The sequence below is a fragment of the Cellulosimicrobium sp. XJ-DQ-B-000 genome (assembly GCF_031119065.1).
GTDB classification, from domain to species: Bacteria; Actinomycetota; Actinomycetes; order Actinomycetales; family Cellulomonadaceae; genus Cellulosimicrobium; species Cellulosimicrobium funkei.
Window position 1 is genome coordinate 19,669 of the sequence record NZ_JAVHYN010000010.1, and the last position, 26,072, is coordinate 45,740.

At 74.8% G+C, this 26,072-nt stretch carries 28 protein-coding genes; 23 read left to right on the top strand and 5 right to left on the bottom strand.

Annotated elements, in window-relative coordinates:
• The first annotated feature begins 26 nt into the window (after nucleotides 1-26).
• From RDI86_RS13275 to mshA, 12 genes are all read left to right on the top strand, one after another.
• On the top strand, nucleotides 27-545 hold the full coding sequence (locus tag RDI86_RS13275) for a PH domain-containing protein (protein WP_043660504.1): 519 nt from the start codon (nucleotides 27-29) through the stop codon (nucleotides 543-545).
• Nucleotides 542-2,080, top strand: coding sequence for a PH domain-containing protein (locus RDI86_RS13280; protein WP_168944583.1), 1,539 nt, complete (start codon nucleotides 542-544; stop codon nucleotides 2,078-2,080). Before RDI86_RS13275 ends, RDI86_RS13280 begins: the two co-directional genes overlap by 4 nt.
• Entirely contained in the window at nucleotides 2,077-3,102 is a 1,026-nt protein-coding gene (locus RDI86_RS13285) for a Rossmann-like and DUF2520 domain-containing protein (protein ID WP_168944582.1), read from the top strand. The genes RDI86_RS13280 and RDI86_RS13285 overlap by 4 nt, the downstream gene beginning before the upstream one ends.
• Nucleotides 3,099-4,097 (top strand): pantoate--beta-alanine ligase, encoded by a 999-nt coding sequence (gene panC, locus RDI86_RS13290; RefSeq protein ID WP_308821568.1) that lies wholly within the window; start codon nucleotides 3,099-3,101, stop codon nucleotides 4,095-4,097. The genes RDI86_RS13285 and panC overlap by 4 nt, the downstream gene beginning before the upstream one ends.
• Nucleotides 4,098-4,150: 53 nt before the next feature.
• On the top strand, nucleotides 4,151-4,609 hold the full coding sequence (gene panD / locus RDI86_RS13295; RefSeq protein ID WP_051028700.1) for an aspartate 1-decarboxylase: 459 nt from the start codon (nucleotides 4,151-4,153) through the stop codon (nucleotides 4,607-4,609).
• Nucleotides 4,606-6,297, top strand: a complete 1,692-nt coding sequence (locus RDI86_RS13300) for an L-aspartate oxidase (RefSeq protein WP_308821569.1) — start codon at nucleotides 4,606-4,608, stop codon at nucleotides 6,295-6,297. The genes panD and RDI86_RS13300 overlap by 4 nt, the downstream gene beginning before the upstream one ends.
• A 235-nt stretch (nucleotides 6,298-6,532) precedes the next feature.
• Nucleotides 6,533-7,462, top strand: a complete 930-nt coding sequence (gene nadC, locus RDI86_RS13305) for a carboxylating nicotinate-nucleotide diphosphorylase (protein WP_083711991.1) — start codon at nucleotides 6,533-6,535, stop codon at nucleotides 7,460-7,462.
• A 102-nt stretch (nucleotides 7,463-7,564) separates the two neighbouring features.
• Nucleotides 7,565-9,100 (top strand): lysine--tRNA ligase, encoded by a 1,536-nt coding sequence (gene lysS / locus RDI86_RS13310; protein ID WP_051027899.1) that lies wholly within the window; start codon nucleotides 7,565-7,567, stop codon nucleotides 9,098-9,100.
• A 26-nt stretch (nucleotides 9,101-9,126) separates the two neighbouring features.
• Nucleotides 9,127-9,306 (top strand): hypothetical protein, encoded by a 180-nt coding sequence (locus RDI86_RS13315; RefSeq protein ID WP_021483783.1) that lies wholly within the window; start codon nucleotides 9,127-9,129, stop codon nucleotides 9,304-9,306.
• 172 nt (nucleotides 9,307-9,478) lie between these two features.
• Nucleotides 9,479-9,820 (top strand): Lsr2 family protein, encoded by a 342-nt coding sequence (locus tag RDI86_RS13320; RefSeq protein WP_021483784.1) that lies wholly within the window; start codon nucleotides 9,479-9,481, stop codon nucleotides 9,818-9,820.
• Between the two features lie 115 nt (nucleotides 9,821-9,935).
• Nucleotides 9,936-11,147 carry a beta-propeller fold lactonase family protein gene (locus RDI86_RS13325; RefSeq protein WP_308821570.1) on the top strand — a complete coding sequence of 404 codons (1,212 nt, stop codon included), beginning with the start codon at nucleotides 9,936-9,938 and terminating at the stop codon, nucleotides 11,145-11,147.
• A 69-nt stretch (nucleotides 11,148-11,216) separates the two neighbouring features.
• Nucleotides 11,217-12,473, top strand: a complete 1,257-nt coding sequence (gene mshA / locus RDI86_RS13330; RefSeq protein WP_308821574.1) for a D-inositol-3-phosphate glycosyltransferase — start codon at nucleotides 11,217-11,219, stop codon at nucleotides 12,471-12,473.
• A 31-nt stretch (nucleotides 12,474-12,504) separates the two neighbouring features.
• Here mshA and RDI86_RS13335 read toward each other — a convergent pair whose 3' ends face one another.
• Nucleotides 12,505-12,945, bottom strand: a complete 441-nt coding sequence (locus RDI86_RS13335) for a nitroreductase family deazaflavin-dependent oxidoreductase (protein WP_061269058.1) — start codon at nucleotides 12,943-12,945, stop codon at nucleotides 12,505-12,507.
• A 174-nt stretch (nucleotides 12,946-13,119) separates the two neighbouring features.
• On the opposite strand from RDI86_RS13335, the gene RDI86_RS13340 reads away from it, so the two are divergent.
• A complete protein-coding gene (locus RDI86_RS13340) occupies nucleotides 13,120-13,857 on the top strand; it encodes a phosphoglyceromutase (RefSeq protein WP_021482508.1) in 738 nt (245 codons plus the stop codon).
• A 93-nt stretch (nucleotides 13,858-13,950) separates the two neighbouring features.
• Here RDI86_RS13340 and phoU read toward each other — a convergent pair whose 3' ends face one another.
• Nucleotides 13,951-14,634, bottom strand: coding sequence for a phosphate signaling complex protein PhoU (phoU, locus tag RDI86_RS13345; RefSeq protein WP_021482507.1), 684 nt, complete (start codon nucleotides 14,632-14,634; stop codon nucleotides 13,951-13,953).
• Nucleotides 14,635-14,853: 219 nt separating this feature from the next.
• On the opposite strand from phoU, the gene RDI86_RS13350 reads away from it, so the two are divergent.
• The 6 genes from RDI86_RS13350 (at nucleotide 14,854) to pstB (ending at nucleotide 21,184) form a co-directional block, all read left to right on the top strand.
• Nucleotides 14,854-16,161: a cell wall metabolism sensor histidine kinase WalK gene (locus tag RDI86_RS13350; protein ID WP_244550495.1), complete on the top strand. Its 1,308-nt coding sequence runs from the start codon at nucleotides 14,854-14,856 to the stop codon at nucleotides 16,159-16,161.
• On the top strand, nucleotides 16,158-16,862 hold the full coding sequence (locus RDI86_RS13355; protein WP_076406159.1) for a response regulator transcription factor: 705 nt from the start codon (nucleotides 16,158-16,160) through the stop codon (nucleotides 16,860-16,862). The genes RDI86_RS13350 and RDI86_RS13355 overlap by 4 nt, the downstream gene beginning before the upstream one ends.
• 278 nt (nucleotides 16,863-17,140) lie before the next feature.
• Nucleotides 17,141-18,280: a phosphate ABC transporter substrate-binding protein PstS gene (gene pstS, locus RDI86_RS13360; protein WP_240696727.1), complete on the top strand. Its 1,140-nt coding sequence runs from the start codon at nucleotides 17,141-17,143 to the stop codon at nucleotides 18,278-18,280.
• A gap of 100 nt (nucleotides 18,281-18,380) precedes the next feature.
• Nucleotides 18,381-19,406, top strand: coding sequence for a phosphate ABC transporter permease subunit PstC (gene pstC / locus RDI86_RS13365; protein ID WP_082774769.1), 1,026 nt, complete (start codon nucleotides 18,381-18,383; stop codon nucleotides 19,404-19,406).
• Nucleotides 19,406-20,389, top strand: coding sequence for a phosphate ABC transporter permease PstA (gene pstA, locus RDI86_RS13370; RefSeq protein ID WP_021481980.1), 984 nt, complete (start codon nucleotides 19,406-19,408; stop codon nucleotides 20,387-20,389). Before pstC ends, pstA begins: the two co-directional genes overlap by 1 nt.
• 15 nt (nucleotides 20,390-20,404) lie before the next feature.
• The gene (pstB, locus tag RDI86_RS13375) at nucleotides 20,405-21,184 is read left to right on the top strand and encodes a phosphate ABC transporter ATP-binding protein PstB (protein WP_021481981.1); all 780 of its coding nucleotides are present in this window, start codon (nucleotides 20,405-20,407) and stop codon (nucleotides 21,182-21,184) included.
• A 96-nt stretch (nucleotides 21,185-21,280) separates the two neighbouring features.
• Here pstB and RDI86_RS13380 read toward each other — a convergent pair whose 3' ends face one another.
• Together RDI86_RS13380 and RDI86_RS13385 are read right to left on the bottom strand one after the other, a co-directional pair.
• Nucleotides 21,281-21,808, bottom strand: coding sequence for a septum formation family protein (locus RDI86_RS13380; protein WP_021481982.1), 528 nt, complete (start codon nucleotides 21,806-21,808; stop codon nucleotides 21,281-21,283).
• Between the two features lie 107 nt (nucleotides 21,809-21,915).
• A complete protein-coding gene (locus RDI86_RS13385; protein ID WP_228485069.1) occupies nucleotides 21,916-22,326 on the bottom strand; it encodes a hypothetical protein in 411 nt (136 codons plus the stop codon).
• Nucleotides 22,327-22,768: 442 nt separating this feature from the next.
• Here RDI86_RS13385 and RDI86_RS13390 point away from each other — a divergent pair, with 442 nt between their 5' ends.
• From RDI86_RS13390 to ispF, 3 genes are all read left to right on the top strand, one after another.
• Nucleotides 22,769-23,251 carry a CarD family transcriptional regulator gene (locus tag RDI86_RS13390; RefSeq protein ID WP_031315710.1) on the top strand — a complete coding sequence of 161 codons (483 nt, stop codon included), beginning with the start codon at nucleotides 22,769-22,771 and terminating at the stop codon, nucleotides 23,249-23,251.
• A gap of 104 nt (nucleotides 23,252-23,355) precedes the next feature.
• Complete coding sequence (gene ispD / locus RDI86_RS13395) at nucleotides 23,356-24,102, top strand: 2-C-methyl-D-erythritol 4-phosphate cytidylyltransferase (RefSeq protein ID WP_076406334.1); 747 nt, start codon at nucleotides 23,356-23,358, stop codon at nucleotides 24,100-24,102.
• Nucleotides 24,099-24,668 carry a 2-C-methyl-D-erythritol 2,4-cyclodiphosphate synthase gene (ispF, locus tag RDI86_RS13400; protein WP_082774772.1) on the top strand — a complete coding sequence of 190 codons (570 nt, stop codon included), beginning with the start codon at nucleotides 24,099-24,101 and terminating at the stop codon, nucleotides 24,666-24,668. The genes ispD and ispF overlap by 4 nt, the downstream gene beginning before the upstream one ends.
• Before the next feature lie 2 nt (nucleotides 24,669-24,670).
• On the opposite strand, the gene RDI86_RS13405 is transcribed toward ispF, so the two are convergent.
• A complete protein-coding gene (locus RDI86_RS13405; RefSeq protein WP_308821571.1) occupies nucleotides 24,671-25,240 on the bottom strand; it encodes an LpqN/LpqT family lipoprotein in 570 nt (189 codons plus the stop codon).
• A gap of 157 nt (nucleotides 25,241-25,397) precedes the next feature.
• Between RDI86_RS13405 and RDI86_RS13410 the strand changes: the two genes are divergently transcribed.
• Nucleotides 25,398-26,036, top strand: coding sequence for a TetR/AcrR family transcriptional regulator (locus RDI86_RS13410; protein WP_044144577.1), 639 nt, complete (start codon nucleotides 25,398-25,400; stop codon nucleotides 26,034-26,036).
• Nucleotides 26,037-26,072: the final 36 nt, after the last annotated feature.

A 26,072-nucleotide genomic window follows, 5' to 3' on the forward strand; every position in this document is an offset into this window, starting at 1 on the left:
CCGGGACGGGATGGGAGAATCGACGCATGACCGACCCTGCACGGGACCAGGACCCCCGCGGCACCGGCCCCTTCGACCCGCCCGGCATCGAGTGGACGCGCGTGTCGCCGCGGCTCGTCACGGCGCGCCTGCTGTCCGTGGGCATCACGCTCGCGGTCCCGGCCGTCGCCGTGGTCGTGCTCGCGATCCTCTTCCCGCACTGGTGGCAGTGGCTCGTGCTCGGCGTGCTCGCGCTCCTGGGCCTGTGGGCGGCCGTCCTCGTGCCGCGCCAGGTCCGCGCGATCGGCTACGCGGAGCGTGACGACGACCTCCTGATCCGCCACGGCATCATGTTCCGCACGCTCGTCGTCGTGCCCTACGGCCGCATGCAGTACGTCGACGTCCAGGCCGGGCCGCTCGCGCGCAAGCTCGGCATCGCCCAGGTCCAGCTCCACACGGCGTCCGCGTCGACCGACGCGACGATCGACGGTCTCGAGCCCGCCGAGGCGGAGCGTCTGCGCGACCGGCTCGCGTCGCGCGGCGAGGCGAGGCTGGCGGGCCTGTGAACGACGCACCGGCCACCGACGACCTCGTGTGGCACCGGGTGCACCCGGTCACCCCGCTCGTGCGGGGCTGGACCGTCATCGCGGTGCTCCTGGTCGTCGTCGGCCAGCAGACGCTCAACGGGCTGCCCGAGGGGGAGAACCTCCTCGAGGGCGACCGCTGGTGGATGATCCTCCTCGGCATCCTCGTGGTGGGCCTCGTGGGGCTCGGCTACTCGGCGGTCGCGTGGCGCATGACGAGCTACGCGGTCGACGACGAGTCGGTGCACCTGCGCACCGGCGTGCTGTTCCGGCAGCAGCGCAAGGCGCGGCTCGACCGGCTCCAGGCGGTCGACGTCGTGCAGCCGCTCCTCGCCCGGTTCTTCGGGCTCGCGGAGCTCAAGCTCGAGGTCGCCGGGGGAGCGGACTCGGGCGTGAAGCTCGGCTTCCTCAAGGAGGCGGAGGCGAACCGGCTGCGCAACGACCTCCTCGCGCGCGCCGCGGGCCTGCGGGTCGCGCGCGAGCGCCCGGCCGCCGCGACGGCGCCCGGCGTCCCCGGTGCGCCCGCAGTCCCGGGTGCGCCCGGCGCCGTCGGCACGCCGGCCGGAGAGGTCACGGTCCCCGCGACGGACGCGCCGTCGTTCGTCGCCGAGGCGCCCGAGCAGCCGGTGACCGCCGTCGGGCCGGGGCGGCTCGTCGCCTCGCTCGTGCGGTCGGGCGCGACGGTCGGTCTCGTCCTCGGTGTGCTCGGCATCGCGGGCGTCGTCGTCGGCACGCGCGAGATCGGGATCCTGTTCAGCGCGCTGCCCGCCGTGCTCGGCTTCGGCGGGTTCCTGTTCTCCCGGTTCACGGGGGAGTTCGGCTTCCGGTCCGCCATCTCGCCCGACGGCATCCGCCTGCGCCACGGCCTGCTGGAGACCCGCTCGCAGACGATCCCGCCCGGCCGCGTCCAGGCCGTGCGGCTGCGGCAGGGACCGTTCTGGCGCGGTCCTGACTGGTGGCGCGTCGACGTCAACGTCGCGGGCTACGGCGTCAGCACCGACGGGACGGACAGCACGAGCGTGCTCCTGCCCGTCGGCACGCGCGACGAGGCGCTCGCGGCCCTGTGGCTCGTGCTGCCGGACCTCGGCACGCCCGACCCCCGCAGCCTGCTCGACGAGGGCCTGTCCGGCCTCGACGCCGGGCAGCACTTCGTCGCGTCCCCGCGCCGCGCGCGCCTGCTGGACCTCGTCGCGTGGCGGCGGAACGGCTTCAGCGTCACCGACCGCGCGCTCCTGCTGCGCGGCGGGCGCGTCTTCCGCACCCTCGTCGTCGTGCCCCACGAGCGCACGCAGTCGCTCGGGCTCGAGCAGGGGCCGCTGCAGCGCCGGCTCGACGTCGCGTCGTTCACCGTGCACTCGACGCCCGGGCCGGTCTCGCCCCAGGTGCGGCACCTCGACGCGGGCGACGCCGCCCGCCTCCTCGACACCCAGGCCGAGCGCGCCCGCGAGGCCCGCGCGCACGCGGGGCCGGAGCTCTGGATGCGCCGCGACGACGTCCCGCTCGAGGAGAACGCGTGAGCGCCGCGGAGGGGGCTCGCCGTCCCGGGCGGCTCGGGGTCGGCGTCGTCGGGGCAGGCCGTGTCGGCGCGGTCCTCGGCAGCGCCCTGCGTGCCGTCGGCCACGCGGTCGTGGGCGCGAGCGGCGTGTCCGACGCGTCGCGCGACCGCATCGAGACGCTCCTCGCGGGGGTGCCCGTCCTCGAGGTCCCGCAGGTCGTGGAGCGTGCCGAGCTCGTGCTCCTCGCCGTGCCCGACGACGCGCTCCCGGCCCTGGTCCGCGGCCTCGCCGACACGGGGGCGTGGCAGCCCGGCCAGATCGTCGTGCACACGTCGGGCCGCTACGGCACGGCCGTCCTCGACCCGGCGCGCGCCGCCGGCGCCATCCCGCTCGCGCTGCACCCCGCCATGACGTTCACCGGCACGTCGCTCGACCTCGCGCGGCTGGAGGGCACGACGTTCGCCGTCACCGCGCCCGGCCCGGTCCTGCCGATCGGGCAGGCGCTCGTCGTCGAGCTCGGCGGGGAGCCGGTCGTCGTCGCGGAGGAGTCGCGCGGGCTCTACCACGCGGCCCTCGCGCACGGCGCGAACCACCTCGTCGTGCTCGTCGCGCAGGCCGCGCAGGCGCTCGAGGCCGCGGGCGTCGACCGGCCCGGGCGCGCGCTCGCGCCGCTCCTCGCGGCCGCCCTCGACGGCGCGACGCGAGGCGCCGACGCGGGTGCCGAGTCGGGGACGGGCGCGGGCGCCGGGGCGCTCCTCGGGCTCACCGGGCCGGTGGCGCGGGGCGACGTCGGCACGGTCCGCGAGCACCTCGCCGCCCTGGACGCGCTCGCCGCGACGAGCGACGCGGTGGACGTGCCGCCGTCGTACCGGGCGCTGAGCCGCGCCGCGACGCACCGCGCGCTCGCGGGCGGCCGGCTCGGCGAGCGCGCGGCCCGCGAGCTCCTCGACGCGCTCGACGCGCCCGCGCCCGACCCGCAGGACCGGCACGACCAGCAGGACCGGCCCGACCCGCAGGACCCGCACGACGAAGGACGAGCATGACGAGCACCCCCCGCCCGGACGCCGGGCCCCCCGCAGCCGGGACCCCGGCCGTCGTGACGACGCGCGCCGCGCTGCGCACCGCGCTCGACGCGTGGCGCGCCGAGCACCCGCACGGTCGCCGCGTCGTCGTCATGACCATGGGTGCGCTGCACGCCGGGCACCTCGAGCTCGTGCGCCGGGCGCGCGCGGAGGCGGGCTCCGACGGCCAGGTCGTCGTGACGGACTTCGTCAACCCGCTGCAGTTCGGCCCCGGCGAGGACTACGAGCGCTACCCGCGCGACGTCGCGGCCGACGTGGCGCTGCTCGCCGCGGCGGGCCCGGACGCGGTGGTCGACGTCGTGTTCGCGCCGCCCGTCGACGAGCTCTACCCCGACCTGGGCTCGGCCGACGGCCCGATCGTGCGGGTGACGTCGGGGCGCATCGGGACGGTGCTGGAGGGCGCGTCGCGGCCGGGGCACTTCGACGGCGTGCTCACGGTCGTGCTCAAGCTGCTCCACCTCGTGCGCCCGGACGTCGCCGTGTTCGGGGCGAAGGACGCGCAGCAGCTGCTCGCCGTGCGCCGCATGGTCGCCGACCTCGACCTCGACGTGGAGGTCCTGGCGGTCGAGACCGTGCGCGAGGCGGACGGCCTCGCGCGGTCGTCGCGCAACGCGTACCTCTCCCCGGCCGAGCACGAGCACGCGCTCGCGCTGAGCCGCGCGCTGCGCGCCGGGCGGGACGCCGCGGCCGCGGGGGAGGGCGCGCCGTCCGTGCTCGCCGCCGCGCGGGGAATCCTGGAGGCCACCGACGGCGTTGACGTCGATTACGTGGTGCTCGTCGATCCCGCTACCGTGGAGGACCTGGCGCCCGGCGCCGTCGGCCCCGGGCTCCTCCTGGTGGCGGCACGCGTGGGCACCACGCGTCTCATCGACAACACGGCCGTCGAGATCGTGCCGCCCGCGACCCGGGCGGCGGACCCCGCGGGCCGTGCCCCCGCACCTGGAGGAACCGCGTGACCGCGCAGACCCCGCCGAGCCCGCCGCGACGTCCGGCGTCGCTGCAGCGACCCATGATGATCGGCAAGATCCACCGCGCGACGGTGACGCAGGCCGACCTGCACTACGTCGGCTCGATCACCGTGGACGCCGACCTGCTCGACGCCGCGGACCTCTACCCGGGCCAGCAGGTCGACGTCGTGGACGTCACCAACGGCGCGCGCCTGACGACCTACGTCATCCCGGGCGAGCGCGGTGCGGGCCAGATCTGCATCAACGGCGCCGCCGCGCACCTCGTGAGTCCGGGCGACGTCGTCATCCTCATCGCCTACGGCATGCTCGACGACGCCGACGCGCGCACCTACCTGCCGAACGTCGTCTTCGTGGACGAGCAGAACCGCATCGTCGAGCTCTCCGACGAGCCCGGGCTCGTGCCCGCGGGCCACGGCCTCGAGGCGAGCGGCCTGCCGTTCGCCCCGTTCCGCGGCGCGGTCGACGACGGCGGCGTGGCCTCCGCGGTGCGCCCCGCGTGACCCGGTCCGGCGGGGCGTCCGCGCCCCACCTCGCCCGGTCCCTCGCCGCCCCCGCACCGGGGTGGACGACGACGGCGGACGTCGTGGTCGTCGGCTCGGGCATCGCCGGCCTCACCGCCGCGCTCGAGCTGCGCACGCGCGTGCCCCACGTCCTGCTCGTCACCAAGGGCGAGCTGTCGTCGGGGTCGACGGTCTGGGCGCAGGGCGGCATCGCGGCCGCGCTCGACCCCGAGGACTCGCCCGAGGCGCACCTCGCGGACACGCTCGTCGCAGGGGCCGGCGTGTGCGACCCGGCGGCCGTCGAGGTGCTCGTCACCGAGGGCCCCGCACGCGTGCGCGAGCTCGTCGCGCGCGGCGCGAACTTCGACCGGGCGGCGAACGGAGACATCGCCCTCACCCGCGAGGGCGGGCACCACGCCGACCGGATCGCGCACGCGGGCGGCGACGCCACGGGCGCGGAGATCTCGCGGGCGCTCGTCGCGCAGCTCGAGGCCGTACGCAGGGACCCGGGCATCGAGGTCATCGAGAACGCGCTCGTGCTCGACGTGCTGACGACCGACGCCTCGGGCGAGCGGGCCCCCCGCGCGTGCGGCGTGACCCTCCACGTGCGCGGCGAGGGCTCGCGCGACGGCGTCGGTGCGGTCCTCGCGCGCGCCGTCGTGCTCGCCACCGGGGGAGTGGGGCAGGTGTTCCGCTCGTCGACCAACCCGCCGCAGGCCACGGGCGACGGCATCGCCGCGGCGCTGCGCGCGGGCGCGACGCTCGGCGACCTCGAGTTCGTGCAGTTCCACCCCACGGTGCTGTGGCTCGGCCTCGGCGCCAAGGGGCAGCTCCCGCTCATCTCCGAGGCCGTGCGCGGCGAGGGCGCGATCCTCCTCGACACCGACGGCCACCGGTTCATGCCCGCGCAGCACCCCATGGCCGAGCTCGCGCCGCGCGACGTCGTGGCGCACGCGATCGTGCGGCAGATGGCCGCGACCGGCTCGGACCACGTGCTGCTCGACGCCCGGCACCTCGGCGCCGAGTTCCTGCGCGCGCGCTTCCCGACGATCACCGAGCGGCTCGCCGAGAACGGGCTCGACTGGACCGAGGAGCCCGTCCCCGTGGCGCCGGCCCAGCACTACCACTCGGGCGGCGTCGTGACGGACCTGCACGGTCGCTCCACCGTCGACGGCCTCTACGCGATCGGCGAGGTCGCGTGCACAGGCGTGCACGGCGCGAACCGCCTCGCGTCGAACTCGCTGCTCGAGGGGCTCGTCTTCGCCCACCGGGCGGCGCGGCAGATCACGGAGCGCGTGGCCGCGGGCGAGCTCGAGGTGGGCGAGCCCGTCGACCGTCTTGGGCCGTCGGCCCTCGTGGCGGCGGCCGCGCGCTCGCGCATCCAGTCCATCGCGTCCGCGGGCCCGGGCGTCCTGCGCGACGGCGACGGGCTCGCGGCCGCCGCCGCCCGCCTCGCCGCGGTCCGCACCGACGCGCACGAGGCGAGCGACGTCGTCGCGCAGCCGCAGGCCGCGGAGTGGGAGACGACGAACGTGCACCAGGTCGCGACCGCGCTCACCGCCGCGGCGGCCCTGCGCACCGAGAGCCGCGGCGGCCACTTCCGCACCGACTTCCCGGCGAGCGACCCCGCGTGGGAGCGGCGCGTGCTCGTCTCGCTCGGCGCGGACGGGACCCTGCTCGTCCGCTGAGGCGCGGCGCGCGACCTCGCGACCGCGGGCCTGCACGACCGCGGGCTCGCACGATCGCCGTCCTGCACGATCGCGGTCCTGCGCGACGGCGTGAGCGGGCGGCGGCCGGGAGCCGCCGGGCACCGGCGCGCTGCGGGCACGCGAGCGGATAGCGTGGGGGACCGTGAGCAGCCCTGCCGAGCCCGTGCCCGCCCGTCCCGCCGACGGCGGAGCGCCGCCCGCCGTCCCGTCCCGCGTGGAGCCCGGGCTCGACCCGGCGTGGATCGCCGAGACCGTCGCGCGGGCGCTCGACGAGGACCTGGGCCCCGTGCCCGGGCGCGACGTGACCACCCAGGCGACCGTGCCGGCGTCGGCCACCGGGACCGCGCACCTCGTGGCGCGCGCGGACGGGGTCGTCGCGGGCCTCGTGGTGGTCGAGGAGGTGACGCGACAGGTCGCTCAGCGGTTCGGCCTCCCGCCCGTCGAGGTGACGTTCGCCGCGTCCGACGGCGAGGCCGTGGGCCGCGGCCGCGTCCTCGCCGCGCTGACCGGCCCCGTCCAGGTGCTGCTCACGGCGGAGCGCACGCTGCTCAACCTCGCGAGCCGCGCGTCGGGCGTCGCGACGGCGACGCGCGCGTGGGCGCGCGAGCTCGCCGGCACCGGCGCCCAGGTGCTCGACACCCGCAAGACGACCCCCGGGCTGCGCGCGCTGGAGAAGTACGCGGTCCGCGCGGGCGGCGGCACGAACAAGCGCATGGGCCTGTACGACGTCGCGATGGTCAAGGACAACCACGTCGTGGCCGCGGGGTCGGTGAGCGCCGCGATCGAGGCGATCCGCAGCGCGTTCCCCGACGTGCTCGTGCAGGTCGAGGCCGACACCACGGCGCAGGCGCTCGAGGCGCTGTCGGCGGGCGCCGACTTCCTGCTCCTGGACAACATGCCGACGTCGGTGCTCGCCGACACGGTCGCGGCCGTGCGGGCGCGCGAGGGGACGGACGGCGTCCCGGCGAAGGTGGAGCTCGAGGCGACGGGCAACCTCACGCTGGACCGCGCGCGCGAGGTCGCGGGCACGGGCGTCGACTACCTGTCCGTCGGCGCGCTCACCCACTCGGCCCCGATCCTCGACCTCGCGCTCGACCTCCTCCCCACCCTCCCGCCGAGGGAGAGCCCCGGTCCCGCGAGGTAGAGCCCCGGTCCCGCGAGGTAGAGCCCTGGTCACGACCACGGCTCTACCCCGGCGGACCACGGCTCTATCTCGGGGACGCGGGAGCGTCGGTAGAATCCAGGGGTGACCTCCCCCGCCGGAACCCCCTCTCCTGCCGTGCCCGAGCCCGAGGACCACGTCGACGACGTGCCCGAGCAGATGCAGGTCCGCCGCGAGAAGCGCGAGCGGATCCTCGCGCGCGGCGACGAGCCCTACCCCGTCTCGGTGCCGCGCACGACCACGATCGCCGAGGTCCGTGCCGCGTACGCGCACCTGGAGACGGGCGAGGAGACGCAGGACGAGGTCGGCGTCGCCGGCCGCGTGGTGTACCTGCGCAACACCGGCAAGCTGTGCTTCGCCACGCTGCAGGACGGCGAGGGGAACCGCCTGCAGGTCATGCTCAGCCAGGCCGTGGTCGGGGAGGAGTCGCTCGCGGCGTTCAAGTCCGACGTCGACCTCGGCGACCACCTGTTCGCGCACGGCCGCGTCATCAGCTCGCGCCGCGGCGAGCTGAGCGTGTTCGCGGACGCGTGGCAGATCGCCGCGAAGGCGCTGCGTCCCCTCCCGGTGCTCCACAAGGAGCTCTCGGAGGAGGCGCGCGTGCGCCAGCGCTACGTCGACCTCATCGCCCGCCCGGCTGCACGCGACACCGTGCGCCTGCGCGCCGCCGTCGTGCGCTCGATCCGCGAGAACTTCTGGGAGCGCGGTTTCGTCGAGGTCGAGACCCCGATGCTCCAGACGCGTCCGGAGGGTGCCGCCGCGCGCCAGTTCGAGACGCACATGAATGCGTTCGACATCGACCTGTTCCTGCGCATCGCGCCCGAGCTGTTCCTCAAGCGCGCGGCCGTCGGCGGCGTCGAGAAGGTGTTCGAGATCAACCGCAACTTCCGTAACGAGGGCGTGGACTCCACGCACTCGCCGGAATTCGCGATGCTCGAGGCGTACGAGGCCTACGGCGACTACGACACGATGGCCGTGCTCACCCAGAACCTCGTCCAGCGCGCGGCTCAGGACGCTCTCGGCACGACGCTCGTGACGCTCGCCGACGGCACGGAGTACGACCTCGGCGGGGAATGGACCCAGCTGAAGATGTACGACTCGCTCTCGGACGCGCTGGGCGAGCACATCACCCCCGAGACGTCGGTCGAGACGCTGCGGGCGTTCGCGGACAAGCACGAGCTCTCCTTCGACCCGAAGAACGTCAATCACGGAAAGCTCGTCGAAGGCCTGTGGGAGCACCTCGTGGGAGACCATCTGGTCGCACCGACGTTCGTGCGGGACTTCCCGGTCGAGACCTCGCCGCTGACGCGCGACCACCGCACGGTGCGCGGGCAGGTCGAGAAGTGGGACCTCTACGTGCGCGGCGTCGAGCTCGCGACGGCGTACTCCGAGCTCGTGGACCCGGTGGTCCAGCGGCAGCGGTTCGAGGCGCAGGCCCTGCTCGCCGCGGCCGGTGACGAGGAGGCCATGCGCATCGACGAGGACTTCCTCACCGCGATGGAGTACGCGATGCCCCCGTCCGGCGGGATGGGCCTGGGCATCGACCGCCTGCTCATGGCGCTCACCGGTCTCGGCATCCGCGAGACCATCCTCTTCCCGCTCGTGAAGCCCGCGCAGTAGCGCGGCCGAGAACTAGGACCGACAGCATGGACATCTGGCCCACCCTCGCGGCGCTGATCCCGTCGATCGGCGTCGGCGTGCTCTTCTATGTCGCGATGCGCGCGATCGTGCGCGCGGACCGCAACGAGCGCGCCGCGCTGGCGCGCCTGGACGCGGAACAGGAATCCGCCGCGCGCGGGAATGCTGCTCCCGCGCACGACTCCTGATCTCCGCGGAAGGCCGTCGGGCGGCGTCCCGAAATGATGGACCGCCGTCCAAGAATTGCCCGTCAGGTACGGCGCGCACGTTCCGTCGGCGCGGCGTGTTCAATTGACCCTCGCCATTCGCGGTGGCATCCTGACGACGACAGCAATTCCTGTGAAGCGTGAGGAAACCACAGTGGCCCAGAAAGTCCAGGTAATTCTCGTCGACGATCTCGACGGGGGTGCGGCCGACGAGACCGTCACGTTCGCACTCGACGGCGTCTCCTACGAGATCGACCTCAGCACGAAGAATGCCCAAGAGCTGCGCGACGCCTTTGCCTCGTGGGTCGGCAACGCGCGCAAGGTCTCGTCCCGCACGAGCTCGGCCCGGCCGGCCCGCCGCAGCGGCGGCGGTCGTTCGTCCGGCTCGGCCCGTGCGACCGAGGTCCGCGAGTGGGCCCGTGCCAACGGCTACACGGTCAACGACCGCGGGCGCATCTCCCAGGAGATCCAGACCGCGTACGACGCCGCGCACTGACGCGTCGTCTCACCGAGCACCGGGGCGCCCGGCCGACGACACGTCGGCCGGGCGCCCTTCTCGTGCGCCGGGGCGCTCGTGCCGAGCCGCCCGCGCGGAGAACTAGGCTCGGGGCATGACCTCCGCGACCCGCGCCCTCTGGATCGGCACCTACCCGCACCCGAGCGGCGCGGAGGGCGTGTGGCGCGTCGAGCTCGACGTCGACCCGGCCGCGGGCACCGGCTCCTTCGGGGGCGGCACGCTCGCCGCCGCGTCGGGGGCGCCGTCGTTCCTGGCGCTCGACGGCGACACGCTCTACGCGGTGGGGGAGACGGAGACCGGCTCGGTCGCGGCGTTCGCCGTCGGGCCCGACGGCGCCCTCACCCCCCGGGGTGGCCCGGTCGCCACGGGCGGCTCGTACCCGTGCCACGTCGCCGTGAGCGGTGACGTGCTCGTCGCCAACTACGGCGACGGCGTCCTCACGGTCGTGCCGACGACGGACGACGGCGCGTTCGAGGCGACCGCGCCCGACGCCGGCCCGCGCCGGCAGGGGCACGCGGGGACCGGCCCGGTCGCCGACCGCCAGGAGGGGCCGCACGCGCACTTCGTCGCGCCCCTCGCGCACCTCGGCGCGGCGGACGACGGCAGCGGCGCGGTGCTCGTCGTCGACCTCGGCACCGACGAGCTGCGCCGGCACGACCCGGCCGCGCCCGACGGCTCGACGGCCCGCGTCGTCGCGACCTTCCCGCCCGGCACGGGCCCGCGCCACCTCGCGGCGCTGCCGTCGGGGCACCTCGTCGTCGTCGGCGAGCTGGACCCGGCGCTGTTCCTGCTCTCCCCGGTGGACGGGCCGGACGGCGTGCGCACGTACGACGTCGTCGCGCGCTACGACGTCACGCACGCCGCGGCTCCGGCCGACGGCGGGAACTACCCCTCGCACGTCGCGGTCACCGCGGACGGCACGCGTGTCCTCGCCGCGGTGCGCGGCGCCGACGTGCTCGCGGTGCACGCGGTCGAGCCGGGGCCGGACGGCGGCGTGCCCACGCTGCGCCACCTCGCCGACTCGCCCGTGGGCGGCGCGTGGCCGCGCCACTTCGCGATCCTCGGGGCCGCGACCGGCGCGGGGTCGGCCGCCGAGACCGACCAGGGGGACGTCGACGCGCCGCTGCACGACCTCGTCGTCGTGGCGAACCAGAACGACGACCCGCTCGTCGAGCGGCCCGCCGCGGCCGGCCCGGACGCCCCGACGTCGAACCTCGCGCTCCTGCGCGTGCGCCGCTCGGACGGCGCCGCCCAGGTGCTCGACGTGCTCGCGCTCCCGGCCCCGGCGTGCGTCGTGGAGGCCTGACTCGCCGTGACGACGCTCGACCTGCCGGGCGGAACCGCCCCCGCCCCGTCGGACCCGCTGCGGGTCGCGATGCTCTCGGTGCACACGTCGCCGCTCGACCAGCCGGGCACCGGCGACGCGGGCGGCATGAACGTGTACGTGACCGAGCTCGCGCACGCGCTCGCGCGCCGCGGCACGCAGGTCGAGATCTTCACGCGCGCGACGGCGTCGAGCCAGCCGCCCGTGGTCGAGGTGTCCGACGGCGTGACGGTGCGCCACGTCGCCGCCGGGCCCTTCGAGGGGCTCGACAAGAACGACCTCCCGGGCCAGCTCTGCGCGTTCACGGCCGGGGTGCTCCGGGCCGAGGCCCGGCATCGCGAGGGCTGGTACGACGTCGTGCACACGCACTACTGGCTCTCGGGGCAGGTCGGGTGGCTCGCCGCCGATCGCTGGGACGTCCCGCTCGTCCACACCATGCACACGCTCGCGCGCGTGAAGAACGCGGCGCTCGCGCCGGGTGACGCGCCCGAGCCGCTCGGGCGCATCATCGGCGAGGAGCAGGTCGTCGCGGAGGCGGACGCGCTCGTCGCGAGCACGGACGCGGAGGCGCAGGACCTCGTGCGCGACTACGCGGCCGACCCGGCGCGCGTGCACGTCGTGCCGCCGGGCGTCGACCTCGATCTGTTCTCCCCGGCGCCGGGCGCCACGACCGGCGACGCCCGGGCGCGCCGCGAGCGGCGACGCGCGCTGCGGGCCGAGCTGGGTCTGCCCGCCGACGGCGGCCTCGTCCTCTTCGCCGGGCGCGTGCAGCCGCTCAAGGGCCCGGACGTGCTCGTCCGGGCGCTCGGCGTCCTCGCCGCGCGCGGGGAGCCCGTGCCGACGCTCGTCGTGCTCGGCGGCCCCAGCGGCCGCCCGACGGCCGTCCGCGAGCTCGAGGCGCTCGCCTACCAGGTGGGCGTGAGCGACCGGCTCGTGGTGCGCCCGCCCGTCCCGCGCGACGAGCTCGTGCGCTGGTACCGGGCGGCCGACGTCGTCGCGGTCCCCTCGCACAACGAGACGTTCGGGCTCGTCGCGGCCGAGGCTGAGGCGAGCGGCACGCCCGTGGTCGCGGCCGCCGTCGGCGGGCTGCGGACCGTGGTGGAGGACCAGGTCTCCGGCGCCCTCGTGCCCGACCACGACCCGGCGACCTGGGCGCGCGTCCTCGCGGACCTGCTCGCCGACGACGCCCGCCTCGCGACCCTCGGCGAGGGCGCCCGACGCGCGGGGGAGCGGTTCGGGTGGGGCGTCGCGGCGGTCCGGATGCTCGACGTCTACGCGCAGGCGCGCAAGGTCCGCGCGGCGCGCTGACCGTGCGGACCGGCACGGGCCGCGCGGCGGGTCAGTCGCTCGCGCGCTCCAGCACGAGGACGGGGATCTCCCGCGACGTCTTCTCCTGGTAGTCGGCGTACGGCGGGTAGGCCGCGACCGCGCGCTCCCACCACAGCGCCTTCTCCTCGCCGTGGACCTCGCGCGCGACGTAGTCGTGGCGCTCGGGACCGTCCTGCAGCTCGACCCGCGGGTGCGCGAGCACGTTGAGGTACCAGACCGGGTGCTTCGGCGCGCCGCCGAGCGACGCGACGACCGCGTACGCGCCGTCGTGCTCGACCCGCATGAGCGGGGTCTTGCGGACCTTGCCGCTGCGGCGCCCGAGCGTCGTGAGGACGACGACGGGCATCCCGTTCATGGTCGTGCTGCGCGTCCCGCCGGACGACTCGTAGGCCTCCGCCTGCTCGCGGGACCAGGTGCTCGGGCTCGGTGCGTACTCTCCGTCGATCGGCATGCGGGAGAGAACGTGCGCGGCGGCGCGCTGATTCCCGGCCGCGCCCCCGGCCGTGGCGCGGCGCTGCTCGGGCGGCCCGGGACGGCCGGACCTTCGTCCCACGCCGCGCGGCGACGGTCACCACCACGTGGGACGCGCGTGCCGCGGCGCCGGGCCGTGCGGCAGGATGGAGGCATGACCTACACCCTCGTGCTGCTCCGCCACGGCGAGAGCGAATGGAACGCCAAGAACCTGTTCACCGGCTGGGTGGACGTCGCCCTGTCGGAGAAGGGCACCGAGGAGGCGAAGCGCGGCGGTCAGCTCCTCACGGAGGCCGGCGTCCTGCCCGACGTCGTGCACACCTCGCTCCTGCGCCGCGCCATCACGACGGCGAACCTCGCGCTCGACGCGGCCGACCGCCACTGGATCCCCGTGAAGCGGTCGTGGCGCCTCAACGAGCGGCACTACGGTGCGCTCCAGGGCAAGAACAAGAAGCAGACGCTCGAGGAGTTCGGCGAGGAGCAGTTCATGCTCTGGCGCCGCTCCTACGACGTCCCGCCGCCCGAGATCGAGCTCGGCTCCGAGTTCTCGCAGGACACCGACCCGCGCTACGCCGACGCCCCCGTCGTGCGCACCGAGTGCCTCAAGGACGTGCTCGAGCGCGCCCTGCCGTACTGGGACGGCGAGGTCGTCCCCGACCTCAAGGCGGGCAAGACCGTGCTGGTCGCCGCGCACGGCAACTCGCTGCGCGCGATCGTCAAGCACCTCGACGGCATCTCCGACGAGGACATCGCCGCGCTCAACATCCCGACCGGCATCCCGCTGCTCTACGAGCTCGACGAGGACCTCAAGCCCGTCACGAAGGGCGGCCGCTACCTCGACCCCGAGGCCGCCGCCGAGGCCGCCGCGGCGGTCGCGAACCAGGGCCGCTGACCGGCCCCACCCCACGCACGACCGTGGCCCGTCCGGAGATCCGGACGGGCCACGGTCGTCTGCGTCGGTCGAGCGGGTGCTCCCGGCGGCGGGTCAGGCGGTCGCGCGCGTCGTGCCCGCCGGGGCACCGCGGTCGTCGGCGAACTCGCCGGTCACGAGGTACGTCACGCGCTTGGCGATCGACACCCCGTGGTCGCCGAAGCGCTCGTAGTAGCGGCCCACGAGCGTGACGTCGACAGTCTCCTGCGGCGTGCCCGTCCACGTGCCGTCGAGCAGCGCGCTGAACGTGTCCTGGTGCAGCTTGTCGAGCAGGTCGTCGTCACGCTCGATGTTCGCGGCGACGGTGAGGTCGCGCGTCGTGAGGAGCGTGGTCGTGCGCCGCGCGACGCGGACGGCCGCGTCGTGCATCTGCTCGAACGTGCGGTGCAGCGACGGCTCGATCGCGCGGCCGGGGTAGCGGCCGCGCGCGACCTGCGCGATGTGGCGCGCGAGGTCGCCCATGCGCTCCAGGGTGGCGCTCATGCGCAGCGCGCTGACGACGACCCGCAGGTCGGTCGCGACGGGCTGCTGCTGCGCGAGCAGCAGCACGCAGCGCTCGTCGAGCTCGCGCTCGAGGGCGTCGATCGTGTGGTCGTCGCCGATCACCGACTGCGCGAGCTGCAGGTCCGCCGTGAGGAGCGCCTGCCCGGCGCGGTTCACGGCCGACTCCACCAGCCGGCTCATCTCGGCCAGGTCGTCGCCGACCTGCTTCAGCTCGGCCTCGAAGATCTCCCGCATCGCTTCCCTCTCGTCGTGACCGGTCGGTCCGGTCCGTGACGGCGTGCGCCCCGACGCGCCGGGAGGCGCCCGGGCACGCCGTCGGCTCCTGACACGCTCGCAGGCGTGGTCGACCGGCCGGTGAACACCAGTGCGCCGTCAGGTGAACTCTTGGCGGCTCGGGCCCGCCCAAGGTCCGGTGGGGCCGGGAGGGAGCGTGCGCGACCGTACGCTGGACGGGTGCAAGCCGAGAGTCTGATCGAGGGCGTGACCGTGCTGCTCGCCGGTGTCGTGGGCATCGTCGTCGGCGTGATCGCCGCGATCGCGTTCCGCGTGAGCGAGCGGCAGCAGCGCGCCGCGCGCGAGGAGACCGCGCCGGAGCTCGACGAGGGACTCGTCCGGGTGCTGGCCGTGCTGCGGTCCGCCGCCGTCGTGCTCGACGGCGAGGGGGAGGTCGTGCGTGCCAGCCCGCCCGCGTACGCGCTGGGGGTCGTGCGCGGCGACGCGATCGCGCACGCCGCGATCCGCGACATGATCGACGACGTGCGCCGGGACGGCGTGATCCGCGACGAGGAGCTCGAGCTCCCGCGCGGCCCCGTCGGCCGGGGCACGGTGATGCTCCAGGTGCGCGTGGCCCAGGTGGGCCCGCACCACGTGCTCGTGCTCGCGGAGGACCGGACGGAGGCGCGGCGCGTCGAGGCGATCCGCCGCGACTTCGTCGTCAACGTGTCCCACGAGCTGAAGACGCCGGTGGGCGCGCTCGCGCTGCTCGCGGAGACCGTCCAGGACGCCGCGGACGACCCGGTGGCGGTGCGCCGGTTCGCCGCACGCATGCAGTCCGAGGCGACGCGCCTGTCCGCGCTCGTCCAGGAGATCATCGAGCTGTCGCGGCTCCAGGTCGCGGGAGCCCTGCAGGAGGTGACGGTCGTGCCGGTGCGCGGCGTGGTCGAGGAGGCCGTCGACCGCGCCCGCACGACCGCGCAGGGCAAGGGCATCGTGCTCACGACGGGCGGCGAGCTGGACGCCGCGGTCTACGGCGACCACAACCTGCTCGTCACCGCGGTGCGCAACCTCCTCGACAACGCGGTCGCCTACTCGGGCGAGAACACGCGCGTCGGCGTCGGCGTGACGCGGTCGGGCGACCTCGTCGAGATCGCCGTCGTGGACCAGGGCATCGGGATCGCGGCCGACGAGCAGGCGCGGGTCTTCGAGCGGTTCTACCGCGTCGACCCGGCGCGCTCGCGCGACACCGGGGGCACCGGCCTCGGGCTGAGCATCGTCAAGCACGTCGCCGCCGACCACGGCGGCGAGGTGACGATGTGGTCCGAGCCGGGCCGCGGGTCGACCTTCACGCTCCGCATCCCGGCGGCGAACGTCCCGGCCGCGCGGACGCGCGGCGCGGTGACCGACCGGGTGGCGGAGCAGGCACCCGACGGGCACGCGACGGAGGGTCGCGCACCGGACGAGCACGAGCGTGTGCCGCACGAGCACGCGTCGGACGACGGCGCCCCGGACGCGGGCGCACCGAACAAGGAGGTAGGCGCGTGACGCGCATCCTGGTGGTGGAGGACGAGGAGTCGTACCGCGACCCGCTGACGTACCAGCTGCGGCGCGAGGGCTTCGACGTCGTCGAGGCGGCGACGGGCACGGAGGCGCTGGAGCGGTACGACGCCGACGGCGCGGACCTCGTCCTGCTCGACCTCATGCTCCCCGGCCTGAGCGGCACGGAGGTGTGCCGGGAGCTGCGCCAGCGCGGCGACGTCCCCGTCATCATGCTCACGGCGAAGGACTCGGAGATCGACAAGGTCGTGGGCCTGGAGCTGGGCGCGGACGACTACGTGACCAAGCCGTACTCGTTCCGCGAGCTGCTCGCGCGCGTGCGCGCCGTGCTGCGGCGCAAGGGCGGGGAGGCCGGCGCCGAACCGGTCGCGGAGAGCGCGCTCGAGGTCGGTCCCGTCCGCATGGACGTCGAGCGGCACACCGTGAGCGTGGACGGCGAGGTCGTGCCGTTCCCGCTCAAGGAGTTCGAGCTCCTCGAGCTGCTCCTGCGCAACGCCGGTCGCGTGCTCACGCGCGGGCAGCTCATCGACCGGGTGTGGGGCACGGACTACGTGGGGGACACCAAGACCCTCGACGTCCACGTCAAGCGCATCCGGTCGAAGATCGAGCCCGAGCCCGCGAGCCCGCGCTACCTCCTCACGGTGCGGGGCCTCGGCTACAAGATCGCCGACGGCGTCGGGCAGGCCTGACCCGGCGGTCCCGTCCGGCACGGACGACCGGCGGACGACCGGCACGGCTGCCGGTACGACGACGGCCCCGGCGCGTCCCTCGCGGACGCGCCGGGGCCGTCGTCGTCCGACGCCGCGGGGCCCGCCGCGCGAGCCGGCAGCCCGGCACGGAAGGTCTGTGCACTGTTCATCCGTCGTTCACCCGCTCTCGGGGAACGCGTCACCCGGCGCTCCTAGCGTCGGGATCGTCACCGGCGCTCGCTGGTGGCACGAGACGCGTGAACAGGATGGAACGAAGAGTGAAGCTCAGCCGATTCTCCCGTGCAGGATCCGCCGTCGCGGTCGGCGCGCTCGCCCTGACCCTCGCCGCGTGCGGGTCGGACGACCCCGTCGGCGGCGCCGACGGCTCCACCGGCGGTTCCTCCGAGGGCTCGTCCGAGACCGCGAGCGACCTCAGCGGTGAGCTCAACGGTGCGGGCGCGAGCTCGCAGGAGTCCGCGATGGAGGCGTGGCGCGCCGGGTTCCAGAGCGCGAACCCCGACGTCACGGTCAACTACGACCCGGTCGGCTCCGGCGGCGGCCGCACCCAGTTCCTCGAGGGCGGCGTCGCGTTCGCCGGCTCCGACGCGGTGCTCAAGGAGGAGGAGATCACCCAGTCGCAGGCCGTGTGCGGCCCCGACGGCGCGATCGACCTCCCCGTCTACGTCAGCCCGATCGCGATCATCTACAACCTGCCGGACGTCGCCGAGCTGAACCTCGCCCCGGCCACGATCGCGGGCATCTTCAACGGCACCATCACGCAGTGGAACGCGCCGGAGATCGCCGCCGACAACCCCGACGCGACGCTCCCCGACGTGGCGATCACGCCCGTCCACCGCTCCGACGAGTCGGGCACCACCGAGAACTTCACCGAGTACCTCGCCGCGACCGCGGGCGACGCGTGGGGCCACGAGCCGAGCGGCGACTGGCCGACGCAGGGCGGCGAGTCCGCGCAGGGCACGTCCGGCGTCGTGCAGACCGTCCAGGGCGGCGAGGGCACGATCGGCTACGCCGACGCCTCGAAGGCCGGCGACCTCGGCACCGCGAAGATCAAGGTCGGCGAGGAGTGGGTCGCCTACTCCCCGGAGGCCGCGGCCAAGGTCGTCGACGCGTCGCCGCGCGTCGAGGGCCGGCACGAGCACGACATCGCGGTCGAGCTGGACCGCACCACGACCGAGGCCGGCGCCTACCCGCTGGTGCTCGTCTCGTACGCGGTGGCGTGCCTCAACTACGAGGACGAGGCGACGGGCGACCTCGTCAAGGCGTTCCTCACCTACGTCTCGAGCGAGGAGGGCCAGTCGGCCTCCGCGTCGGCCGCGGGCAGCGCGCCGATCTCGGAGGACCTGCGCACGGACGTCCACGCGGCCGTCGAGGCCATCACGGTCGGCGCCGCCGGCTGACGACCGCCGGGCGCCGGGGGGCGGCGGGGCCTGCGGGCCCCGTCGCCCCCGACCCGCGACCAGACCGTACGCCGCAGGACAGCACACCGGGAGCACGAGAGTGACCACCACAGCCCCACCCACGACGCCGGGCCCCGCGCCGGGCGGCTCGTCCGAGCCCGTGCGACGCGCGGGCACCTCGCGCCGCCGCGCCCGCAACAGCGACCGTGGTGTGAACCGCGCGTTCCGCTGGACCGCGACGGGCGCCGGCGCGCTCATCCTCGCCGTGCTGGCCGCGGTCGCGATCTTCCTGCTGCTGCGGGCGTGGCCCGCGCTCAGCGCGGGCGGGGCCGAGCTGAGCGAGCAGGTCGCGTGGTTCCCCGAGGGCGCGTCGCTGCTGTCGTTCGTGGGGCCGCTGATCTTCGGCACGCTGCTCGCGGCGGCGCTCTCGCTCGTGCTCGCGACGCCCGTCGCGATGGGCATCGCGCTGTTCATCTCCCACTACGCGCCCCGCCGGCTCGCCTCGACCCTGGGCTACGTCGTCGACCTGCTCGCGGCGATCCCCAGCGTCGTCTACGGCCTGTGGGGCTCGCTCGTCCTCCCGCCGGTCGTCGTGCCGGTGTGGTCCTGGCTCGCCGACACCCTCGGGTGGTTCCCGCTGTTCGCCGGCCCGGCGTCGCCGACCGGTCGCGTCCTGCTCACCGTCGCGCTCGTGCTCGCCGTGATGATCCTGCCGATCATCACGGCCGTGAGCCGCGAGGTGTTCCTCCAGACGCCGAAGCTCCACGAGGAGGCCGCGCTCGCCCTCGGTGCGACGCGCTGGGAGATGATCCGCACCGCGGTCATCCCGTTCGGGCGGTCGGGCGTCATCTCGGCCGCGATGCTCGGCCTCGGGCGCGCGCTCGGCGAGACGATGGCCGTGCTCATGATCCTCTCGCCCGGGCTCCTCTACTCGTTCAAGATCCTGCAGGCGGGGCAGCAGCAGACGATCGCCGCGAACATCGCGGCGGACTTCCCCGAGGCGAACCCGCTCGGGGTGAGCGCCCTCATCGCGACGGGCCTCGCGCTGTTCGTCATCACCCTGCTCGTCAACATGGGCGCCCGCGCGATCGTCGCGCGGCGCAAGGACTTCTCGGGAGCCAACTGATGAGCGCCCTCAGCACCAGCCCCGCGCGCGGGGCCTCCGCACCGGACCCGGAGCGCACCGCGTCCGTGCGCGCGCTCCTGCGCGGCGCGGACGCCGGACGTCGCCGCAAGGACCGCACCATGACGGTCCTCATGTGGGGCGCGTTCGCCCTCGCGATGGTGCCCCTCGTGTCCGTCGCGTGGACCGTCGTCGTGCACGGCATGGAGCGGTTCGACGTCTACTTCCTCACGCACTCCATGCGCGGCGTCTTCGGCGGCATGGACGCGGGCGGCATCTACCACGCGATCCTCGGCACGCTCCTCATCACCCTCGGCGCCGCGGTGATCTCGGTGCCGATCGGCCTGCTCGCCGCGATCTACCTCGTCGAGTACGGGCGCGGGCCGCTCGCGCGCGCGGTGACGTTCTTCGTCGACGTCATGACCGGCATCCCGTCGATCGTCGCGGGCCTCTTCGCGTACGCGCTCTTCGCGGTGCTGTTCGGGCCGGGGGTGCGCATGGGCATCGTCGGCTCGGTCGCGCTGTCCGTCCTCATGATCCCGGTCGTCGTGCGCTCGTGCGAGGAGATGCTCCGGCTCGTGCCGAACGAGCTGCGCGAGGCCGCCTACGCGCTCGGCGTGCCCAAGTGGCTCACGGTCGTGCGGGTCGTGCTCCGCACGTCGATCGCCGGCATCACGACGGGCGTCATGCTCGCCGTCGCGCGCGTGATCGGCGAGACGGCGCCGCTCCTCATCACGGTCGGCGTCGTCGACTCGATCAACGGCAACCTCTTCGAGGGCCGCATGATGACGCTCCCGGTGTACGTCTACCGGCAGTACAGCCAGGGCCTGGTGCCCTGCAGCAACGTCACCGACGCCGTGTGCCTCCCCGACATCAACTACGACCGGGCCTGGGCGGCCGCCCTGACGCTGATCCTCATCGTCATGCTGCTCAACCTCGTCGGGCGACTCGTCACCCGCTGGTTCGCGCCCAAGACCCTCCGCTAGAACAGGACAGCCCCGATGGCACAGCGCATCGACGTCAAGGACCTCAACATCTACTACGGCGACTTCCTCGCGGTGCAGGACGTCGGCATGACGATCGAACCCCAGTCCGTGACGGCCTTCATCGGCCCGTCCGGCTGCGGCAAGTCGACGTTCCTGCGGACGCTCAACCGCATGCACGAGGTGATCCCCGGCGCGCGCGTCGAGGGGACCGTCGCGATGGAGGGCGTCGACCTCTACGGCGACGACGTCGACCCGGTCGCCGTCCGCCGCCAGGTCGGCATGGTCTTCCAGCGGCCGAACCCGTTCCCCACGATGTCCATCAAGGAGAACGTGCTCGCGGGGGTGAAGCTCAACAACAAGCGCATCTCGAAGTCCGACGCCGAGGACCTCGTCGAGTCGTCGCTGCGCGGCGCGAACCTGTGGAACGAGGTGAAGGACCGCCTCGACCGCCCGGGCTCGGGCCTCTCCGGCGGCCAGCAGCAGCGCCTGTGCATCGCGCGCGCGATCGCCGTCAAGCCCCAGGTGCTCCTCATGGACGAGCCGTGCTCGGCGCTCGACCCGATCTCCACGCTCGCGATCGAGGACCTCATCGCCGAGCTCAAGGACGAGTACACGATCGTCATCGTCACGCACAACATGCAGCAGGCGGCGCGCGTGAGCGACCGCACCGCGTTCTTCAACATCGCGGGCACCGGCAAGCCCGGGCGCCTCATCGAGATGGACGACACCGCGACGATGTTCTCCTCGCCCACGCAGCAGGCCACCGAGGACTACATCTCCGGCCGCTTCGGGTGACCTCAGCCCGTCCGTCACGGCCCCGGCCCGACGCCCGACGGCGCTCCTCCCCACGCGGGGAGGGGCGCCGTCGGGCGTGCGGGACGGATCAGGGGATCAGGTGGCGCTGCCCTGGAGCGAGCCCGTGACGTCGGTGCCGTTCGTGTCGAGGACGCACTGGACCACGCGGTCGCCCTGCCGGTTCCAGCCGTCCGCGCGCGGCGTGAAGTACCAGTACTCGTGCGCCGACTCCTCGTAGGGGAGCCCCACGAACGGCTCGAACGCGCCGTAGCAGAACTCCTCGGCGCTCGTGGTCACGGCCTCGTCACCGGGGTAGTCGCCCGCGGGGAGCTCGGTCTCGGCGTAGACCTCGGCGTCGTGCGGCTCCGAGCACGGCACGACGGGCACGGACTCGACGAGGTCCGCGTCGTCCAGCTTCGAGGAGACGATGCAGTCGCCGACCTGGACCGAGAAGACGTCGGCGTCCGACGCCTCGGTCACCTCGCCGCCGGGCTCGTCGCGCTGGGCGTCGGCGGGCCCGGAGATCTCGTCGAGGATCGCGCCGCAGCCCGACGCGGTCAGGGCGAGGGCGACGGCGCTCACGACGAGGACGAGCGGCCGGCGGGTGGAGCGGGGGAGGGTCACCAGGGTTCCTTCGGTACGAGGCCCCGACCAGGGTGGTGGGGCGGCACGCGAAGGCTAGCGCCGGGCGGTGACACGAGCCGAGCCGATTTCCGGCGCGACCTGGGCGGTCACGGCAGGAGGTGCGCGTACTCCTCGAGGGTGCCGTCGAGGACGGGGAGGGAGAGGGTCTGCTCCTCGCCCGTCGTCGTGCTCACCGTGACGGGCAGCATCGCGCCGGGGGCCGCGTCGACGCGGCCGATCTGCGCGTCGAAGCCGTCCTCGGCGCCGAGGTAGACCGTCTCGCCGGCCGCGACGGGGATCGTCACCGGCGCGCCGCCCTCGGGCGTCACGTCGAACTCCACGTCCTCCGTCGAGTCGTTGGCGAAGGCCCCGACGAGGGCGCCCGGCTCGCCGTCCTCCGCGCTCACGACGAGCAGGTTGAGCCCGCGCAGCTCGCTGGTGAGGTCGACCCGCAGGCCGTCGGAGGGGGAGTACGGGCGGTTCGTCTCGATGGGGGAGCAGGCGGACGCGAGGGCCACACCGGCGACCAGGAGGGGCACGGCCCAGGCGCGCGCACGGCCGGTCGCTCGGGACTCCGCACGGGTCGAGGCTCGGGGGGTCGGGATGCGGGTCACGTGCACTCCAGGGCTGCAAGAAGGGGGACGGGATTCCGCGCCCAGCCTAGTGCGTCGGGAGGGCGAGGGCGGCCGGAACGGCCGGCTCGCGACCGTGGCGTGAGCGGCGTCACGTGGCTCCGGGGGCGCCGGGACGGTGGTCGTCGTGCGAGGTGGGGGTCCTGAAAGGGCCCGCGGGGCGCTCGCCAGGGGCCGATGGGGCCCCTCCTCGAGATTCGTCAGGCGCGCTGACACGGCTCTGACCTGGGCGAACGTGCTGGTGACGGGCTTGTCAAGGGGCGCAGGGGCTCGGATTTCCGCCCTTCCGCGTGGTAAGGTGGACCACCGCGAAAGGGGACATCTGCAGATGACGTTCACAGTAGGCGAGACCGTTGTCTACCCGCACCACGGAGCCGCACTGATCGAGGAGATCAAGACGCGCACCATCCGCGGAGAGGACAAGATCTACCTCAAGCTCAAGGTCGCGCAGGGCGACCTGACCATCGAAGTCCCAGCCGAGAACGTCGACCTCGTCGGCGTGCGTGACGTCGTCGGCCAGGAGGGTCTCGACCGCGTGTTCGAGGTGCTTCGTGCACCCTACACCGAGGAGCCGACCAACTGGTCGCGCCGGTACAAGGCGAACCTCGAGAAGCTCGCGTCGGGCGACGTGATCAAGGTCGCCGAGGTCGTGCGCGACCTCTCCCGCCGCGACGCCGACCGCGGTCTGTCCGCCGGCGAGAAGCGCATGCTCTCGAAGGCACGGCAGATCCTCGTCTCGGAGCTCGCGCTGGCCGAGCACACCGAGGAGGACAAGGCCGAGGCGATCCTCGACGAGGTGCTCGCCTCCTGACGTCCCGGGCCGCGGCCCGCGCAGTCAGCGCCACAGACCACCGGGGAGGGCGCCGTCCGTACGGACGGCGCCCTCCCCGTCGTCGTGCCCGGTAGCGTGTGCGCGTGCCGACTCTCGCCGTCCTCACCGCCGCAGGCTCCGGGACCCGCCTCGGGCTGGACCTGCCCAAGGCCCTCGTCGAGCTCGACGGCCTCCCGCTCGTGGCGCACGCTGCCCGGCGGCTGTGTGCGTCCGGGGTCGTGGACGCGCTCGTCGTGACCGCGCCGCCCGGGCTGCGCGACCACGTCGCGACGCTCCTGGCCGACGACCCCGCGGTCGACCGGCCGGTCCGGGTGGTCGAGGGCGCGGGGACCCGTCAGGCCTCCGTGGCGGCCGGTCTCCGGGCCGGCCGCGACCTCTCGGAGGGCGACGTGCCCGCCGACGTCGTGCTCGTCCACGACGCCGCACGGCCCCTCGCGCCGCCGTCGCTGGTCCGCCGCGTCGTCGCGGCCGTGCGCGCGGGCCACGGGGCCGTCGTGCCGGGGCTCCCCGTCACGGACACGATCAAGCGCGTCGCCCCCGCGGGCGCGGAAGACGCGTCCGGCGCGGAGCCCGTGGTCGAGACGGTCGACCGGAGCGCGCTGCGCGCCGTCCAGACCCCGCAGGGGTTCGAGGGCGAGCTCCTGGCCCGCGCGCACGCGGCAGCGGCGCACCGCGCGGACGACGAGTCCGTCGCCGCGACCGACGACGCCGGGCTGGTCGAGGCGCTCGGCGTCCCGGTCCACGTGGTGCCCGGCGACGCCGCGGCGGCCAAGATCACCACCGCGCACGACCTCCGGGTCGCGGCGCTCACGCTCCGGGAGGACCGATGACCACCCCTGCAGGCTCCACCGGGACACCGGCCGAGACGCCCACCACCGCACCGGCCGCCGCGGGCCCCGTCCCGGCGCTCCCGCGCACGGGCATCGGGGTGGACGTCCACGCGTTCGCGACCGAGGGCGAGGATCGAGCGCTGTGGCTGGGCGGTCTGCACTGGCCGGGCGAGCGCGGGCTCGCCGGGCACTCCGACGCCGACGTCGCGGCGCACGCCGCCGCGGACGCGCTGTTCTCGGCCACCGGCCTCGGCGACCTCGGCTCGAACTTCGGCACGAGCGCGCCCGAGTGGGCGGGCGCGAGCGGTGCGAGCCTGCTCGCGGAGGCCGCGCGCCGGGTGCGGGCCGCGGGGTTCGAGATCGGGAACGTGGCCGTCCAGGTGATCGGCAACCGGCCGCGCCTCGGGCCGCGCCGCGCGGAGGCGGAGGCGGCGCTCGGGGCGGCCGCGGGCGCCCCGGTGACCCTCACGGCGACCACGACCGACGGGCTGGGCCTCACCGGGCGCGGCGAGGGCGTCGCGGCGGTCGCCACGGCCCTCGTGGTCCGGGTCGCGCCGCCCGCCTGACGTCAGCCCGCGGGCGCGACCTGGACGCTCTCGAGGATCGCGCGCGCCTGCGCGGCGCCGTCGGCGTCGTCGACGGCGTACGACGCCGTGAGGTCGACGACCCACGCGTCCGGCCCGTCGCCCGTCCGCACGGCCACGATCTCCTGCGCGACGGCGGTGCCCGCGGCGTCGTACGTCCCGGCCACGCGGTAGGCGGGCAGCCCGGCGAGGGTCGTGGGGCCCTGCCCGTCGGGATCGGGCACCCAGCCGGGGATCGAGGCGACCGCCGCCGTCGTCGCGGCGCCCGCCTCGTCGACGGTCTGCGCCGACTGCTTGCCGGTGACGACGACGTTCGCCCGGAAGACCTCGGAACCCGTGCCGCTCGGCGCGCGCAGCAGGAACGCGCCGTCGCGCGTGCCGCGCTCCCAGTCCGGGGGCGCGGTCACCTGGACCGGGATCTCTGGGACGTCGTGCACGACCGGCTCCGTGCCGCCGGCGGCGTCCTCGGGCCCGCCGCAGGCCGCGAGGGCGAGCGCGACGGCCGCCGTGAGGGCGAGCGTCCAGGGGGAGCGGGGCAGGCGCGGTCGGGGCACGGGAGTCCTTCGTCGGGGGTGGGGCCGGGGCTGGTCCGGCTCGTCATTCTCGCCCGCTCCCGTCCGGCGTGCCAGGCCCGCCACCTGCCTCTACGATCGCTGGAAGCGCATCGATGTGTTTGACTTTCCCAAGAACGACACATGGGATGAATCGCACATGAACCGAATGTCCGTCGAGGAACGCCGAGCCCAGCTCGTCGACGCCGCGATGACCATCGCCGTCCGCGAGGGCGTCGAGGCCGTGACCATCCGCGGCGTCGCGGCCGAGGCCGGGGTCTCGCTCGGCGTCGTGCACTACTGCTTCGAGGACAAGGACGAGCTCCTCCAGGCGATGGGCAACAGCCTCGCGCTCGTGGCCTCCGAGCCCGTCCGGTCCGCGCTCGACGTCGACGGCGACGTCGTGGCGCTCGCCCACGCCGCCGCCGACGGCCTGTGGAGCGGGCTGACGCCGCGTCGTCACATGCGGCTCCTCACGTTCGAGTTCGCGACGGCGGGCGTGCGCAGCCGCGCGCTGCGCTCCGTCGCGCACACGCACCTCGAGCAGACCTGGGCGATGACGCGCGGGTTCCTCGAGAACGTGGCCGAGCGGGGGAACGTCAGCTACACGATGGACATGGGGTTCCTGTCCCGGGTCGTCGCGGGGTACATCGACGGGATCGAGATCGCGTGGCTCGTCGAGCAGGACGACGAGACGGCGGTCCGCAGCTTCCACGCGCTCGCCGAGTACGTGCTGTCGATGATGGTGCGGCCCGACGGCTCGCCGGTGCGGGAGCACGGTCCCGAGCCCGTCCCCTGACGGACGGACGACGTCCCGTCCCCTGACGGGTCCGGG

Coding starts and splice junctions, on each gene's coding strand:
- RDI86_RS13325 (WP_308821570.1), top strand. CDS start 9,936: ATGACCTCCGCGACCCGCGCCCTCTGGATCGGCACCTACCCGCACCCG.
- panD (WP_051028700.1), top strand. CDS start 4,151: ATGATGATCGGCAAGATCCACCGCGCGACGGTGACGCAGGCCGACCTG.
- RDI86_RS13315 (WP_021483783.1), top strand. CDS start 9,127: ATGGACATCTGGCCCACCCTCGCGGCGCTGATCCCGTCGATCGGCGTC.
- mshA (WP_308821574.1), top strand. CDS start 11,217: ATGCTCTCGGTGCACACGTCGCCGCTCGACCAGCCGGGCACCGGCGAC.
- RDI86_RS13275 (WP_043660504.1), top strand. CDS start 27: ATGACCGACCCTGCACGGGACCAGGACCCCCGCGGCACCGGCCCCTTC.
- RDI86_RS13340 (WP_021482508.1), top strand. CDS start 13,120: ATGACCTACACCCTCGTGCTGCTCCGCCACGGCGAGAGCGAATGGAAC.
- panC (WP_308821568.1), top strand. CDS start 3,099: ATGACGAGCACCCCCCGCCCGGACGCCGGGCCCCCCGCAGCCGGGACC.
- pstA (WP_021481980.1), top strand. CDS start 19,406: ATGAGCGCCCTCAGCACCAGCCCCGCGCGCGGGGCCTCCGCACCGGAC.
- RDI86_RS13410 (WP_044144577.1), top strand. CDS start 25,398: ATGAACCGAATGTCCGTCGAGGAACGCCGAGCCCAGCTCGTCGACGCC.
- phoU (WP_021482507.1), bottom strand. CDS start 14,634: ATGCGGGAGATCTTCGAGGCCGAGCTGAAGCAGGTCGGCGACGACCTG.
- ispF (WP_082774772.1), top strand. CDS start 24,099: ATGACCACCCCTGCAGGCTCCACCGGGACACCGGCCGAGACGCCCACC.
- RDI86_RS13390 (WP_031315710.1), top strand. CDS start 22,769: ATGACGTTCACAGTAGGCGAGACCGTTGTCTACCCGCACCACGGAGCC.
- RDI86_RS13335 (WP_061269058.1), bottom strand. CDS start 12,945: ATGCCGATCGACGGAGAGTACGCACCGAGCCCGAGCACCTGGTCCCGC.
- pstB (WP_021481981.1), top strand. CDS start 20,405: ATGGCACAGCGCATCGACGTCAAGGACCTCAACATCTACTACGGCGAC.